Origin of the sequence: Metabacillus sp. YM-086, assembly GCF_048059995.1 — a bacterium.
Lineage (GTDB): Bacteria > Bacillota > Bacilli > Bacillales > Bacillaceae > Metabacillus > Metabacillus litoralis_B.
Genome location: NZ_JBLUOI010000054.1, coordinates 2,729 through 16,757 on the forward strand (window position 1 = coordinate 2,729; position 14,029 = coordinate 16,757).

Consider the following 14,029-nt stretch of genomic DNA (forward strand, 5'->3'; position numbering starts at 1 on the left):
GTGAAAAATCGGAAGAATGACGTGACCAAGCCGGAAAATGACCTGACTAAGAGGAAACAACGTGACAGCAGGCGAAAAGGACTTGATCCAAAGGAAAAACGACGTGAAAAATCGGAAGAATGACGTGACCAAGTAGGAAAATGACCTTACTAAGAGGAAACGACGCAACATCAGGCGAAAGTGACTTGACTCAAAGGAAGAACGACGTGAAAAATCGGAAGAATGACGTGACCAAGCCGGAAAATGACCTGACTAAGAGGAAACAACGTGACAGCAGGCGAAAATGACTTGACCCAAAGGAAAAACGACGTGATAAATCGGAAGAATGACGTGACCGAGTAGGAAAATGACCTGACTAAGAGGAAACGGCGTGACAGCAGGCGAAAGTGACTTGACTCAAAGGGAAATCGACGTGATAAATCGGAAGAATGACGTGACCGAGTAGGAAAATGACCTGACTAAGAGGAAACGACGTGACAGCAGGTGAAAATGACTTGATCCAAAGGAAAAACGACGTGATAAATCGGAAGAATGACGTGACCAAGCATAAAAATGACCAAACCATGTAAAAAGAACTTGAGTTAGAATAAGAAAACCACACCAACTATAAAAGTCAAAGCCCCTTCAATCTTCATTTATAAAATTTTTCCATAAACCGAAAATATCATTACCAATGGTGATACATTTTCAAAAAAATAATGTACTTGCTAAAAATTCGATTTTAACAATTTTAGAGGTATTACGACTATTGTCATTGAATTACTTTATAAAAGATAAGGGAGTGATTAAAAGTGGTCATGGTTAAAGAAAAACAAATAACGATTAGAATTCAAACGCTAGAAGCATTATTAAGGAGAATCCCGAGTGACCATCCAAAAAGAGTTTTAATTGAAAATGAGTATTCTAAAAGGATGGTTGGATACAAAGGAGAAAAATCATTAGATTACTACTTAAGCTTTCTAGGGGAGGATTACTATATTTTCCATGATATTAGATTAAAAGGTGAAACTTACTACTTTCAAATAGATGTGCTAATCATAGCTCCTCGTTTTATTCTTATTATCGAATCTAAAAACATTTCAGGTACACTTACTTTTGATCAAAAGCATAACCAGCTAATAAGAGAGGTGAATGGGAAAGTAGATGGGTTTCAAGATCCTATCAGTCAGGTGAAACATCAAGAATATCAGCTGAAGAATTGGTTGAACTCGAAGAAACTCCCTGATTTTGCAATAGAGACATGTGTTGTAATAACTAATGCGAATACGATTATAAAAGTAACAGGTGAAGAAAAAAGGAACACACCGTCAATTATTAAAAGTTCAAATATAGTATTTGAAATCGAGAGGTTAAATGAGATACACAATCATAGAAAAAAACAAAATAAGAGACAACTGAGTCAGCTATCAAATATCATCTTAAACCTACATACACAACCAGTTTTAAATATTCTTAACGAATTTAATATTAACGTAAATGATATTTTATCAGGGGTGTTTTGTGAAGGTTGTAACACTTTATCTATGATAAGAGCAGGCGGGAAGTGGAAATGTACAATCTGTGCAAAGACTTCTAAAACTGCCCACCTTCAAACAATAAATGATTATTACCTACTTATATGTACTTACATGACAAACAAGCAATTTAGAAACTTCGCCAATCTTTCATCAAGTACTACCTCCTACAAACTTCTATCATCATTAACCTTCGAAACATCTGGTACTACATGTGACAGAAAGTATCATATCACTCTATACCAACCTAAATAAAAAAACCTACCAATCCTAGTATAATTTCCCTCCTACTGGAAAAAATGGAATGTATAAAGAATGGAGGGCTTATGAAATGAAACGGATAATTTCGTGTTTAACACTTATAACAATGCTTCTTTCTGTAACACCAATGGCACTTGCCAATGAATCTACGACTGCTGAACTAGCAGATAAAGCAAAATCAGCTGTTTTAATCGAACGAGATACAGGAACGATCCTTTACGATAAAAACAGTGATGAAAAACTGCCCCCTGCAAGTATGACAAAGATTATGACCATGCTTCTTATTATGGAGTCACTGGATAAGGAGCAAATTACCTGGGATGAAAAAGTTCGCACAAGTGAATATGCTGCTTCAATGGGGGGCTCTCAAATTTTCCTAGAGCCAGGAGAGGAAATGACTGTTGAACAAATGTTAAAAGGAATTGCTATTGGATCTGGTAATGATGCATCGGTCGCGATGGCGGAAAAAATTGCGGGTTCAGTAGATGAATTTGTCAATATGATGAACAAAAAAGCTGAAGAGTTGGGACTAAAAAATACACACTTCAAAAATCCAACAGGCTTACCAGAAGCTGATCATTATAGTTCTGCTCATGATATGGCCTTAATGGCAAAGGAACTATTAAAATACGAAGAGATTACAAATTTCACAGGTAAGTATGAGGATTATTTACGTGAAGGTACTGATAAAAAGTTTTGGCTTGTTAATACCAATCGACTTGTTAAGTTTTATCCGGGAGTCGATGGAGTAAAAACTGGGTTTACGAATGAAGCGAAATATTGCTTAACAGCAACAGCTAAAAAAGATAATATGCGTGTCATTGCGGTGGTATTTGGTGCAGATACACCTAAAGATCGAAATGCACAAGTGACGAAGATGTTAGATTATGCATTTAGTCAGTATCAAACACATCCTTTGTTTGAAAAAGATCATGTACTGACAAAAACGAAAGTTAGTAAAGGTAGCGAAAAAGAAGTGAATGTGATGACATCAGAACCAATTTCAGTTCTAACGAAAAAGGGTGAAAAGGTAGATGATGTAGAGCAGGAAATAGTGATGAAAAAAGACATTAAAGCTCCGGTAAAAAAAGGCGATGAGCTTGGGGCTCTTCAACTAGTGAAAGATGGTAAAGTTATTGCTGAAAGTGAACTAGTAGCGGAGAAAGATATTGATGAGGCCGGCTGGTGGACGTTATTTAAGCGAGTAATGGGTAATTTTACAAAGTCTAGCTAATGTTGACGAAATATAACTAGTTTTGTCATCAGGCAGGAAATTAAAAGTTCAATCAAGAATTGACTCTTATCCAGAAATTAAGGAGGGGTAAAACCTTGAGTCTAGCGATTGAACTTGATGTAAAAGAAGCAGTACTTTGTATACGACTCTCAGGTGAGCTTGATCATCATGCAGCAGAAGAATTACGTACGAAGGTGACGGAAACTCTTGCAGCAAATCCGATCCAGCATATTGTATTAAATTTAGAGAATTTATCATTTATGGATAGCTCAGGTTTGGGCGTAATTCTTGGTAGATACAAACAAATTAAGGCTTCAGGTGGAGAGATGGTTGTTTGTGCAATTTCACCTGCAGTCAAACGATTATTTGATATGTCTGGTTTATTTAAGATTATTCGATTAGAAGAAGACGAGCATAAAGCGTTACAAACGTTGGGGGTGGCATCATGAGAAATGAAATGAACCTTCAATTTTCAGCGCTTAGTCAGAATGAATCATTTGCAAGGGTAACGGTTGCGTCTTTTATTGCTCAACTGGATCCAACAATGGATGAGTTAACTGAGATTAAGACAGTTGTCTCAGAGGCTGTTACTAACGCCATCATTCATGGATATGATAATGATCCAAGTGGGATTGTTTACATTTCTGTTACGTTAGAAGATGGAATTGTTCAATTAACAATCCGTGATGAAGGAATAGGTATTGCTGATATTGAAGAGGCAAGACAACCTCTTTATACAACGAAGCCTGAACTTGAAAGATCAGGAATGGGCTTTACCATTATGGAAAACTTTATGGATGAAATTACAGTCGAGTCATCAGAAACAAGAGGAACTACTGTTAGATTGACAAAACACTTATCGAAAAGTAAAGCTTTATGCAATTAAAGGGAGACTTGCTATGGATGTGGAGGTCAAGAACGATCAATCAAATACACAGTTAAAAGACCATGAAGTGAAGGAATTAATTCGTCGTAGTCAAGAAGGAGATCAAGAGGCACGTGATTTAATTATTCAAAAAAACATGCGTCTAGTTTGGTCTGTAGTTCAACGATTTTTGAATCGTGGGTATGAACCTGATGACTTGTTCCAAATTGGAAGTATTGGGTTATTGAAATCTGTTGATAAATTTGATTTATCATATGATGTAAGATTTTCTACCTATGCTGTGCCAATGATTATTGGGGAAATTCAACGATTTATCCGCGATGATGGAACGGTTAAAGTAAGCCGTTCATTGAAGGAATTAGGAAATAAAATACGACGAGCACGAGATGAATTGTCAAAAACGTTGGGGAAGGTACCGACAGTTGCAGAAATTGCAAACCACTTGGATATATCACCTGAGGACGTTGTGCTAGCTCAGGAAGCGGTAAGGGCACCTTCTTCGATACATGAAACAGTTTACGAAAATGATGGAGATCCTATTACCTTGTTAGATCAGATTGCAGATAATACAGAAACAAAATGGTTTGATAAATTGGTTTTAAAGGATGCAATACGAGACTTAGATGAACGTGAGAGGCTTATCGTCTTTTTACGTTATTATAAGGATCAAACCCAATCTGAGGTGGCTGATCGACTAGGAATTTCTCAAGTTCAAGTATCAAGGTTAGAAAAGAAAATATTGCAGCAAATGAAAGATAAAATGAATCAAGTTTAAAAAAGAGGAAGACATTGATTAAACAATGTTTTCCTCTTTTTTATTTGGAATTTTCTGAAACCAACAATGGTAATTGTTGGACTTATAGACAGATCTGCATGATTAAAATAAGGCAATGCATACTACATATAACAATCAATAAATTTAAATGGATGAACTAAAAACAATCATTAGGAAGTGACTCTTGATGGAAAAGACGGTATACATTAGACTTCGTCACCGCATTCAAGTACATCCTAACGATGTCATTACAATTGATAAAATTGCACTAGTTGTCGGCGATAAGGAGTTGACCGAAAAACTAAATAAAATTGTTATTCACAAAATTCAACTAAGTGATAAAAATATGGTGGTCATTGATGTTATGCATGTTTTAAGAGAAATACATAAATATGACCGCCAAATAGACGTACAGGCAATTGGAGCTACTCAAACGATAGTGGAAATTATGTACCAAAAAAAGAAGCTTTCTCCACTTTTATTTTGTCTAGTCTGGCTCCTGCTTTTTATCGGAGCAGGTCTTGCAATTATGAACTTTCATGAAGATGTAAGCATGCGAGCTGTTCATCAACGGATTTATAAAATTGTCACAGGAAAAGAAAATGCACATCCATTAATTTTACAAATTCCTTATTCGCTTGGTTTAGGTTTAGGAATGGTCTTGTTTTTTAATCATTTGTTTAAGAAAAGAATTAATGAAGAACCAAGCCCCTTAGAAGTAGAGATCTTTAATTATCAACTGGACCTGGATCAATATGTTGCCATGAATGAAAATAAAGAGAATATAAACGGAAATAATGATGATTCTAAATAGTATTATTCTTATCATTATTGGTTTATCTGGCGGGCTTGTTGTTGGTTCGGGGTATGTTGCATTCTTAGCAGTACTTGGAATCATCCCAAGATTAACACAGCTTACAAAGACATACCAGTACATTCATGTCTATGAAGGGGCAATTATTTTAGGAACTGTTATAACGGGATGGATTAGTTTAAGGGATACTACCCTATTTCAATCTGAGCTATGGTTGATTCCAATTGGACTTTTATGCGGGGTATTTATTGGAATGTTAGCAGCAGCTTTAACAGAGGTTTTGAATGTTTTTCCTATTTTAGCAAAAAGAATTGGCTTAGGAGAAAAGATTGTCATTTTATTAATGGCAATTGTATTTGGAAAAATTGCTGGATCACTTTTTCATTGGGTCTATTTTGTAAATCATTAAGGAGGGTAATAACATGGCGAAGATGAAAGAAGATTATAAAAATCAAATAAAAAATTATCAGCCTAAACCACCATATCTTCTAAATTGCTTGAAAGCATTCCTAGTTGGTGGGTTTATTTGCCTATGTGGACAAGCGATTCAAAATTTCTATATGAATGTATTTGACTTTTCTCAAAAGGATGCTGGAAATCCAACAGCGGGTACACTAATTTTAATATCTGCTTTGTTGACGGGATTCGGTATATATGACAAGCTGGGACAATTTGCTGGAGCGGGCTCGGCCGTTCCTATAACAGGTTTCGCAAATTCCATGACAAGTGCTGCAATTGAGCATAGAAGTGAAGGAATTGTTCTAGGGGTAGCAACTAACATGTTTAAACTTGCAGGAAGCGTGATCGTTTTCGGTGTTGTAGCAGCTTACATTGTTGGAATCATTCGCTATTTTTACGGTTTATCTTTCTAAGGTGAGGTGGATATTTTGAAACTAACTGGAAAACAAACATGGCAATTTGAAAATCCATTATTTGTTCACTCAAGTGGAACTGCTGTTGGTCCAAAGGAAGCGGACGGACCTCTAGGAAAAGGTTTCGATATCAAACATAAAGAGCTTCATTGTGGTGAAGATAATTGGGAATTAGCAGAAAGAAGATTAATGGAGCAAGCAATTGAACAATGTCTTAAAAAAGGAAATAAAACGACAGATGATGTTGATTTATTTTTAGCTGGGGATTTACTCAATCAAAATGTAACTTCAAATTATGTTGCAAGACATTTAAGTCTTCCATTTTTATGTATGTTCGGAGCATGTTCAACGTCAATGGAGACCGTTGCGTTAGGTTCTGCTTTAGTTGATGGAGGTTTTGCAAGTAATGTTATTGCTGCAACGAGTAGTCATAATGCAACCGCTGAAAGACAGTTTCGTTATCCAACTGAGTATGGGGGACAAAAACCAGATACAGCTACCTTTACAGTAACAGGATCCGGGGCTGTTTTAATAAGTAAAGAAGTTAGTAATATAAAAATTACTGCTGCAACGATAGGTAAGGTTGCTGACCTTGGCATTAAAGATCCTTTTGATATGGGCTCGGCAATGGCACCGGCAGCTGCAGAAACAATTGCTCAGCATTTAAAGGATTTAAACCGTACTCCTGATGATTATGATTTATTTCTTACAGGCGATTTATCTGGTGTAGGTAGTCCTATTGTTAAAGAGCTTCTAAAAGAAGAAGGATATGATGTTCATAATAAACATAATGATTGCGGATTAATGGTATACCGACCTGATCAGAAAGTATTTGCTGGTGGAAGTGGGTGTGGTTGCTCAGCTGTAGTCACATACAGTCACATTTTTGAAGAGCTTAAAAAAGGAAATTTAAATCGTGTATTTGTTGTAGCAACTGGTGCATTATTAAGCCCAACGATGATTCAACAAAAAGAATCAATTCCAACAATAGCACACGGAGTCGTATTTGAAAGAGCCGATAAAGGAGTGAGCAACTAATGGAGTATCTATGGGCATTTGTTGTAGGTGGTGCCATTTGTGTAGTTGGACAACTTCTATTAGATTTTGTAAAGCTTACTCCAGCTCATGTAATGAGTACATTTGTTGTAACGGGTGCAATTCTAGATGGCTTTGGGGTTTATGACAAGTTCATAGAATTTGCCGGGGCAGGGGCAACTGTACCGATTACCAGCTTTGGGCATTCACTCCTTCATGGAGCTATGGAACAAGCAAAAGAACATGGTTTTATTGGAATCGGAATCGGAATTTTTGAGTTAACATCTGCAGGTATATCAGCGGCAATTCTATTCGCATTTATTATGGCACTTATCTTTAAACCGAAAGGATAGGTAAACATTGACAAATAAACGAAGGGTCATTCTTGTTACAGATGGAGATGAGTATGCTGCACGAACAATTGAATATGTAGCATCTGAAATAGGTGGTAGAACAATTTCACAAACACAGGGAAATCCATCGACCTTAAGTGGGGCACAAATTGTTCAGCTTATTCTCCAGGCCAAAAATGACCCTGTATTTGTCATGTTTGACGACTGTGGTTTATTAGGAGAAGGAGCTGGAGAGGTAGCTTTAAAATATGTTGCGGAGCATCCTAACATAGAAGTGCTTGGTATTATTGCTGTTGCATCTAAAACACACCAGACGGAATGGACACGGGTTGACGTAAGTATTGATCGATTCGGTGAATTAACAGAGTACGGTGTTGACAAAAGTGGACTAAAAGATCTTGAACTTGGAAGAATAAGCGGGGACACCGTGTACTGTTTAGATCAGTTAAATGTTCCTATTATTGTTGGGATTGGCGACATAGGAAAAATGGCGCGGAAGGATAGTGTGAAAAACGGGTGCCCAATCACTTTAAAGGCAGTGGAATTAATATTAGAAAGGAGCGGATATCGTGGCAACGGACACTAAGGAAAAAAAATATCCGATATCTGGAAACCTTGCTGAGAATGAAAAGTTCTTTATTGAACATGCCGGTTTAAATACGACATTTGATATTGGAATTCGTAAGCTCCAAATTCTAGATTTTCAAGTAAATATGTATTTTTTAAATGGTCTATGTGATACAAAATACATTACAGAGATTTTAAAAAAGATAACATCAATAAGTGATGATGAAGTAGATCATATAAAGTTTAAGGAAATCTTAGAAAATCGAATTGTAAACCAATCCGTTTCTAAAGTTAAATCATTAGATGATGCAGTTGACCAACTTTTAGCCGGCCTTATTTTATTTTTTATCGAAGGCATTGACTATGCACTTGCTGCAGATGTAAGAAGCTATCCTGGTAGACAACCACAGGAGCCTGATACTGAAAAAATTGTCCGTGGTGCAAGAGATGGATTTGTAGAAAACATCATTGTAAACACAGGGTTAATTAGAAGAAGGATAAGAGATGAACGCCTTCGCTATGAAATTATGCAGATTGGAGAACGTTCAAAGACAGATGTTTGTGTTGCATATGTAAAGGACGTTGCCAATCCTGAATTAGTCAAGACAATTAAACAGGAACTAGAAGCAATTGAAATTGACGGTATTACGATGGCGGACAAAACAGTGGAAGAATTTTTGGTACACCAAGGATTTAATCCTTATCCCCTAGTAAGATATACGGAAAGAGCGGATGTTGCCGCAAATCATTTGCTGGAAGGACATGTATTGATTCTTGTTGATACCTCACCAAGTGTCATTATTACTCCTACCACAATGTTTCACCATGTACAGCATGCGGAGGAGTATCGTCAAGCACCAGCTGTTGGTACTTTTCTGAGATGGGTTCGATTTTTAGGGATTGTCGCGTCCATTTTCTTACTGCCACTATGGTTTTTATTTGTTCAGGAACCTTCTTTATTACCAAAGGAAATTGCCTTTATAGGTCCTAATGAACAAAAAAATATACCAATTGTTGTACAAATTTTCCTTGCTGATTTTGGTATAGAATTTCTAAGAATGGCAGCTATACACACACCAACATCTCTCTCTACTGCTATGGGTTTAATTGCAGCTGCGTTAATTGGACAAATTGCGATAGATGTAGGTTTATTCGTTCCTGAGGTTATTCTGTATGTTGCTATAGCAGCAATTGGCGCCTTTGCAACACCAAGTTATGAGCTTAGTTTAGCAAATAAGATAGCGAGGTTAATACTATTAATTGCTGTTGCAGCCTTTAAGTTAGAGGGGTTTGTAATTGGAAGTACATTATTTGTACTTCTTCTAGCAAGTATCCGTTCATTAAACACACCTTACTTATGGCCATTTCTACCATTTAATGCAAAAGCACTGTGGCAAATCATTATTAGGACATCTGTACCAGGTGCGAAGCTACGACCAAGCATTGTGCACCCTCAAAATGTAAAAAAACAGCCAAAATAGGGTAAAGTGACATTGAAAGAACCCCTCTTTTATGATATTGTATGTTTAATTTCATGCAGGAAATTTTATAACAGACAGTTAATGACCAGCTGGTGTTAACTGTCTTTTTTCCTTGTAATTACCTAACAAAGGCCTATTATATATTTACTAATTAATAGTCTATAAGATAAAAAAGAGCCTAGCTGTAGAAAGAGGGGATACAATTTGTTCTTACATGGAACTAGTAAGATAAATGATAAAGGACATTTAGAAATAGGCGGAGTAGATACGATTCAGTTAGCAAATGAATACGGTACACCTTTGTATGTGTATGATGTTGCATTAATTAGAGAACGTGCTAGAAGTTTTAAAGAATCTTTTGAAAAAATGGGTGTAAAGGCTCAAGTTGCATATGCGAGTAAAGCTTTTTCATCAGTTGCTATGTTTCAGTTAATTGAAGAAGAAGGTTTGTCACTAGATGTTGTGTCGGGTGGAGAGTTATATACTGCAGTTGCATCAGGTTTTCCTGCCTCTAGAATTCATCTTCATGGAAACAATAAAAGTCGTGCAGAACTCAAAATGGCACTGGATCATGAAGTTGGCTGTATTGTAGTTGATAATTTCTATGAAATTGAGTTAATTGAAGAAATATCGAAGGATAAAGCAGGTAGTAAAGTGCCTGTATTATTACGTGTTACACCAGGTGTAGAGGCGCATACACACGACTATATTACAACTGGTCAAGAAGATTCGAAGTTTGGTTTTGGTTTATTAAATGGTCAAGTAGAGCAAGCGATTGATTCTGTACTAAAATCTAATTCTATTCATTTATTAGGAATTCATTGTCATATCGGATCCCAAATCTTTGATACAGCTGGCTTTGTTTTGGCAGCAGAACGTGTTTTTGAAAAAATCAAAGAATGGAAAGAAAGATTTTCGTTTATCCCTGAAGTAGTAAATCTAGGTGGTGGATTTGGTATTCGTTATACAGAAGAAGATGAGCCATTACCAGCAACATACTATGTAGAAAAGATTGTAGATGCTGTGAAAACCCAAGTAAGTGAGATGGGCATTAGTATGCCAGAAATTTGGATTGAGCCAGGCCGTTCACTTGTAGGAGATGCAGGTACAACACTATATACAATCGGATCTCAAAAAACAGTTCCTAACATTAGACAATATGTGGCTATTGATGGTGGTATGAGTGATAACATCCGACCAGCATTATATCAAGCAAAATATGAGGCCGTATTAGCAAATCGTGTGACAGAAAAACATGATAAGCCTGTGTCGATTGCAGGAAAATGCTGTGAAAGTGGAGATATGTTAATTTGGGATTTACCTTTACCTGAGGTGAAAGCAGATGATATTTTAGCTGTATTCTGTACGGGCGCTTATGGATACTCAATGGCAAACAATTACAATAGAATTCCTCGTCCTGCCGTTGTTTTTGTAGAAAATGGTGAATCTCAACTAGTTGTTAAAAGAGAAAGCTTTGCGGATATTATTGTAAATGACTTACCATTAAAGTCTAAAGTAACAAAATAAGGATCAAAAAAGAGCAGGCAATGTGCTGCTCTTTTTTTTTGTGACGATATTAAGTTGTTTGTTCGTTGTTCGTGAAAATGGAAATAATCGCATTCCATAGAGCAACGAAAAAGTCCTCTAGTTGTTTTAAAAAGGTTTGACCTTCCTCAGAGTTTAGAAAATTGGAGATTTTATCTTTTGCTTGATCCAGTTGCTGACCTACTTGATTCCAATCAATATTTAAGTCCTTCATTTTATTGAATAGCTCAATTAAACTATTAATATCTGCTTCAGATAGAGTGATTCCAAGTTCGTTGGCAGCATTTTCAATGAGAGCACGTAGCTCTGCATCTGTTTCTGGAACACCATTTTTAGCAATTTCATCTTTAATTTTTGCCATTAAAGCTGACGCATTTTCTGCTCCAACCTCATCTCCAAGCTTAGCAGTTGTGACTAGCTCTTCATTGGCAACTTGTTTTACATCTTCTGGAATAGCTTCTTCTGATGAGATTTCGTAAGCCTTAATTAAACCAGTTAAAGCTGCAGTACCAGATACTTCAAAGGGAGCCGTTACATAGATAGAAGCATCTTTTACTCCTGCTGTCATTAATGCATTTAAATACATTTCGTCAGTAACCCAGTTAATGTTTTTCGTCTTTACCTCAAGACCGGAGCCTGCTTCTTCAATCACGATACTGGTAGAAGAGATCGCCTTTGTTCCAATAGTTGCTTTTGGAATATAATCACCTAAATATTTGTGTTCTTCCTCATTTGAAACAGTAATAACTTGATCCTCTTCAGTTGCATTCATTTCATTCAAAATCGTTTGTTTTTGCTGTTCAGTTAAATTCTCTCCAAGAGTAATAATCATATCACCAACTACAGCATCTGCGTAACTTAGTGATGGAAAAGCAATCATTAGAAAAGCAACGAAACTTAAAACATATTTTTTCAAAGTTAATGCCTCCTTACAAATTTAGAACAAAACAACTCTACTTCATCTATTATAGATCTTTTTTATATTTGTCAATACGTTAAAGGTGAAGTTTTTATAAGAATTTAAGTGATCTATTTGGCGTTCCTCCTTTGATTATAGTAGAATAGGTAGGTGTTCATGTCTATTAGACGGATTATACTTAATGGAGGTTTCATACATATGAAAAAAGCACAAATTACAATGGAAAATGGCGATGTACTAGGATTAGAATTATATCCAAATGAAGCGCCAGGAACAGTTGCTAATTTTGAAAAATTAGCGAACGAAGGATTTTATAACGGATTAACATTTCACCGTGTTATTCCAGGTTTCGTAGCACAAGGTGGATGTCCAAATGGAACGGGTACTGGTGGACCTGGTTACACAATTAAATGTGAAACACAAGGGAATCCTCATAAGCATGAAGCAGGATCATTATCAATGGCACATGCAGGAAAAGATACGGGCGGCAGCCAATTCTTCATCGTTCATGAGCCACAACCACATTTAAATGGTGTTCATACAGTGTTTGGTAAAGTTACTGACAATTTAGAAGCAGTATACAAAATTAAACCAAATGATGTTATGAAAGAAGTAAAAGTGTACGAAGAATAAGGCCTTAAAAGACTGTGTTTAAGTGAGCACAGTCTTTTTTTATCGACATAATCAACTTAAATCAAACATAAAGATTGCAACATTCACATTATACGGATAAAATAAATTTATAACTTCATATTTCGTTTTACATTCTTCGGGGCAGGGTGGAATTCCCTACCGGCGGTGATGAAGGTATAATATCTTCTAAGTCCGTGACCCGTTAACAATTGTTAACGGTGGATCTAGTGAAACTCTAGGGCCGACAGTTAAAGTCTGGATGGGAGAAGAATTGCGCGAATTTTTTGCGGTGTATTAAATTCTGTTTTAAAAAAGGAACTTAATACTCTTATTTGACATATTCAAATATCAATTTTTCAAATAATAAAGCCCGAAGTCTATAGACTTTGGGTTTTTTTGTGCCTTACTCATTGAGTAAGGCAATGTAACCGAATATATGATGATCCACTTTCATGAAAGGAGGAATAGACACTTTATGTTTACTGGAATCATTGAGGAAATTGGAACAATTAATAGCGTGAAGAGTTCAAAAGATGCGATTGTCTTTTCAATAGGAGCAAAGACCATTTTACACGATGTAGCATTAGGAGATAGTATTGCTGTTAATGGTGTGTGTTTAACAGTAACAGAGTATACAGATCAAGCTTTTTCTGTTGACGTTATGCCTGAAACCGTTAGAAGTACTTCTTTAGCACAATTAAAACAAGGTTCAGCAGTTAACTTAGAAAGAGCGATGGCTGCAAATGGACGTTTTGGAGGTCATTTTGTTTCCGGACATGTTGATGGAATAGCGAAAATTGTGAAAAAACAACAAGTATCCAATGCTGTTTATTATGAACTTCAATTACCGGAGGAACTTACAGATACATTGATACATAAGGGATCAATTACAATTGATGGAATTAGCTTAACAATCTTTGGATTAGAAAAAGACAAGGTCGTTATTTCAATTATTCCGCACACTTTACAAGAAACGATTCTCGGCTCTAAAGGTGTAGGAGATATTGTGAACATTGAATGTGATATGATTGGGAAATATATAAAGAAATTCGTTACTCAGCAAACAACGCAAACAAATTCTTCAATAAGCCAATCATTTTTAAAAGAAAATGGATTTGCATAGTGGGATAATTAGATAGA

Annotated in this window: 16 protein-coding genes and 1 riboswitch; of the genes, 15 read left to right on the plus strand and 1 reads right to left on the minus strand. The window is 36.2% G+C overall.

The window, feature by feature from the left end:
• Positions 1 to 797 precede the first annotated feature (797 nt).
• From ACEWK1_RS19510 to lysA, 13 genes are all read left to right on the plus strand, one after another.
• Positions 798 to 1,769 carry an NERD domain-containing protein gene (locus ACEWK1_RS19510; protein ID WP_416636573.1) on the plus strand — a complete coding sequence of 324 codons (972 nt, stop codon included), beginning with the start codon at positions 798 to 800 and terminating at the stop codon, positions 1,767 to 1,769.
• A 76-nt stretch (positions 1,770 to 1,845) separates the two neighbouring features.
• Positions 1,846 to 3,009 (plus strand): D-alanyl-D-alanine carboxypeptidase family protein, encoded by a 1,164-nt coding sequence (locus tag ACEWK1_RS19515; protein ID WP_416636568.1) that lies wholly within the window; start codon positions 1,846 to 1,848, stop codon positions 3,007 to 3,009.
• 95 nt (positions 3,010 to 3,104) lie between these two features.
• Positions 3,105 to 3,458, plus strand: a complete 354-nt coding sequence (spoIIAA, locus tag ACEWK1_RS19520; protein WP_121662658.1) for an anti-sigma F factor antagonist — start codon at positions 3,105 to 3,107, stop codon at positions 3,456 to 3,458.
• Positions 3,455 to 3,895, plus strand: a complete 441-nt coding sequence (gene spoIIAB, locus ACEWK1_RS19525) for an anti-sigma F factor (protein WP_121662657.1) — start codon at positions 3,455 to 3,457, stop codon at positions 3,893 to 3,895. Before spoIIAA ends, spoIIAB begins: the two co-directional genes overlap by 4 nt.
• A gap of 13 nt (positions 3,896 to 3,908) precedes the next feature.
• Positions 3,909 to 4,670: an RNA polymerase sporulation sigma factor SigF gene (sigF, locus tag ACEWK1_RS19530; RefSeq protein ID WP_098797198.1), complete on the plus strand. Its 762-nt coding sequence runs from the start codon at positions 3,909 to 3,911 to the stop codon at positions 4,668 to 4,670.
• A gap of 187 nt (positions 4,671 to 4,857) precedes the next feature.
• The gene (locus ACEWK1_RS19535) at positions 4,858 to 5,484 is read left to right on the plus strand and encodes a stage V sporulation protein AA (protein ID WP_121662656.1); all 627 of its coding nucleotides are present in this window, start codon (positions 4,858 to 4,860) and stop codon (positions 5,482 to 5,484) included.
• Positions 5,471 to 5,893, plus strand: coding sequence for a stage V sporulation protein AB (locus ACEWK1_RS19540; RefSeq protein WP_121665037.1), 423 nt, complete (start codon positions 5,471 to 5,473; stop codon positions 5,891 to 5,893). The genes ACEWK1_RS19535 and ACEWK1_RS19540 overlap by 14 nt, the downstream gene beginning before the upstream one ends.
• Positions 5,894 to 5,906: 13 nt before the next feature.
• The gene (spoVAC, locus tag ACEWK1_RS19545) at positions 5,907 to 6,356 is read left to right on the plus strand and encodes a stage V sporulation protein AC (RefSeq protein WP_121662655.1); all 450 of its coding nucleotides are present in this window, start codon (positions 5,907 to 5,909) and stop codon (positions 6,354 to 6,356) included.
• A gap of 15 nt (positions 6,357 to 6,371) precedes the next feature.
• On the plus strand, positions 6,372 to 7,394 hold the full coding sequence (gene spoVAD / locus ACEWK1_RS19550) for a stage V sporulation protein AD (protein WP_121662654.1): 1,023 nt from the start codon (positions 6,372 to 6,374) through the stop codon (positions 7,392 to 7,394).
• A complete protein-coding gene (gene spoVAE, locus ACEWK1_RS19555; protein ID WP_121662653.1) occupies positions 7,394 to 7,744 on the plus strand; it encodes a stage V sporulation protein AE in 351 nt (116 codons plus the stop codon). The genes spoVAD and spoVAE overlap by 1 nt, the downstream gene beginning before the upstream one ends.
• A gap of 7 nt (positions 7,745 to 7,751) precedes the next feature.
• Positions 7,752 to 8,330, plus strand: a complete 579-nt coding sequence (locus ACEWK1_RS19560) for a stage V sporulation protein AE (RefSeq protein ID WP_121662652.1) — start codon at positions 7,752 to 7,754, stop codon at positions 8,328 to 8,330.
• Positions 8,314 to 9,792 (plus strand): spore germination protein, encoded by a 1,479-nt coding sequence (locus tag ACEWK1_RS19565; protein ID WP_373995104.1) that lies wholly within the window; start codon positions 8,314 to 8,316, stop codon positions 9,790 to 9,792. The genes ACEWK1_RS19560 and ACEWK1_RS19565 overlap by 17 nt, the downstream gene beginning before the upstream one ends.
• Before the next feature lie 204 nt (positions 9,793 to 9,996).
• Positions 9,997 to 11,319, plus strand: a complete 1,323-nt coding sequence (gene lysA / locus ACEWK1_RS19570) for a diaminopimelate decarboxylase (protein ID WP_121662650.1) — start codon at positions 9,997 to 9,999, stop codon at positions 11,317 to 11,319.
• A gap of 49 nt (positions 11,320 to 11,368) precedes the next feature.
• Here the strand turns inward: lysA and ACEWK1_RS19575 are convergent, their stop codons facing one another.
• Positions 11,369 to 12,253, minus strand: coding sequence for a DUF1002 domain-containing protein (locus ACEWK1_RS19575; RefSeq protein ID WP_251399638.1), 885 nt, complete (start codon positions 12,251 to 12,253; stop codon positions 11,369 to 11,371).
• 201 nt (positions 12,254 to 12,454) lie between these two features.
• Between ACEWK1_RS19575 and ACEWK1_RS19580 the strand changes: the two genes are divergently transcribed.
• A complete protein-coding gene (locus ACEWK1_RS19580; protein ID WP_212138407.1) occupies positions 12,455 to 12,889 on the plus strand; it encodes a peptidylprolyl isomerase in 435 nt (144 codons plus the stop codon).
• Between the two features lie 128 nt (positions 12,890 to 13,017).
• A riboswitch (FMN riboswitch) is annotated at positions 13,018 to 13,164 on the plus strand.
• A gap of 200 nt (positions 13,165 to 13,364) precedes the next feature.
• Positions 13,365 to 14,012 carry a riboflavin synthase gene (ribE, locus tag ACEWK1_RS19585; RefSeq protein ID WP_121662648.1) on the plus strand — a complete coding sequence of 216 codons (648 nt, stop codon included), beginning with the start codon at positions 13,365 to 13,367 and terminating at the stop codon, positions 14,010 to 14,012.
• Positions 14,013 to 14,029: the final 17 nt, after the last annotated feature.

What these genes read in the sequence shown, in the direction of transcription:
- spoVAE (WP_121662653.1), top strand. Translation starts at nt 7,394, where the DNA reads ATGGAGTATCTATGGGCATTTGTTGTAGGTGGTGCCATTTGTGTAGTT.
- ACEWK1_RS19535 (WP_121662656.1), top strand. Translation starts at nt 4,858, where the DNA reads ATGGAAAAGACGGTATACATTAGACTTCGTCACCGCATTCAAGTACAT.
- spoVAC (WP_121662655.1), top strand. Translation starts at nt 5,907, where the DNA reads ATGGCGAAGATGAAAGAAGATTATAAAAATCAAATAAAAAATTATCAG.
- spoIIAB (WP_121662657.1), top strand. Translation starts at nt 3,455, where the DNA reads ATGAGAAATGAAATGAACCTTCAATTTTCAGCGCTTAGTCAGAATGAA.
- ACEWK1_RS19580 (WP_212138407.1), top strand. Translation starts at nt 12,455, where the DNA reads ATGAAAAAAGCACAAATTACAATGGAAAATGGCGATGTACTAGGATTA.
- ACEWK1_RS19540 (WP_121665037.1), top strand. Translation starts at nt 5,471, where the DNA reads ATGATTCTAAATAGTATTATTCTTATCATTATTGGTTTATCTGGCGGG.
- ribE (WP_121662648.1), top strand. Translation starts at nt 13,365, where the DNA reads ATGTTTACTGGAATCATTGAGGAAATTGGAACAATTAATAGCGTGAAG.
- ACEWK1_RS19510 (WP_416636573.1), top strand. Translation starts at nt 798, where the DNA reads ATGGTTAAAGAAAAACAAATAACGATTAGAATTCAAACGCTAGAAGCA.
- sigF (WP_098797198.1), top strand. Translation starts at nt 3,909, where the DNA reads ATGGATGTGGAGGTCAAGAACGATCAATCAAATACACAGTTAAAAGAC.
- ACEWK1_RS19515 (WP_416636568.1), top strand. Translation starts at nt 1,846, where the DNA reads ATGAAACGGATAATTTCGTGTTTAACACTTATAACAATGCTTCTTTCT.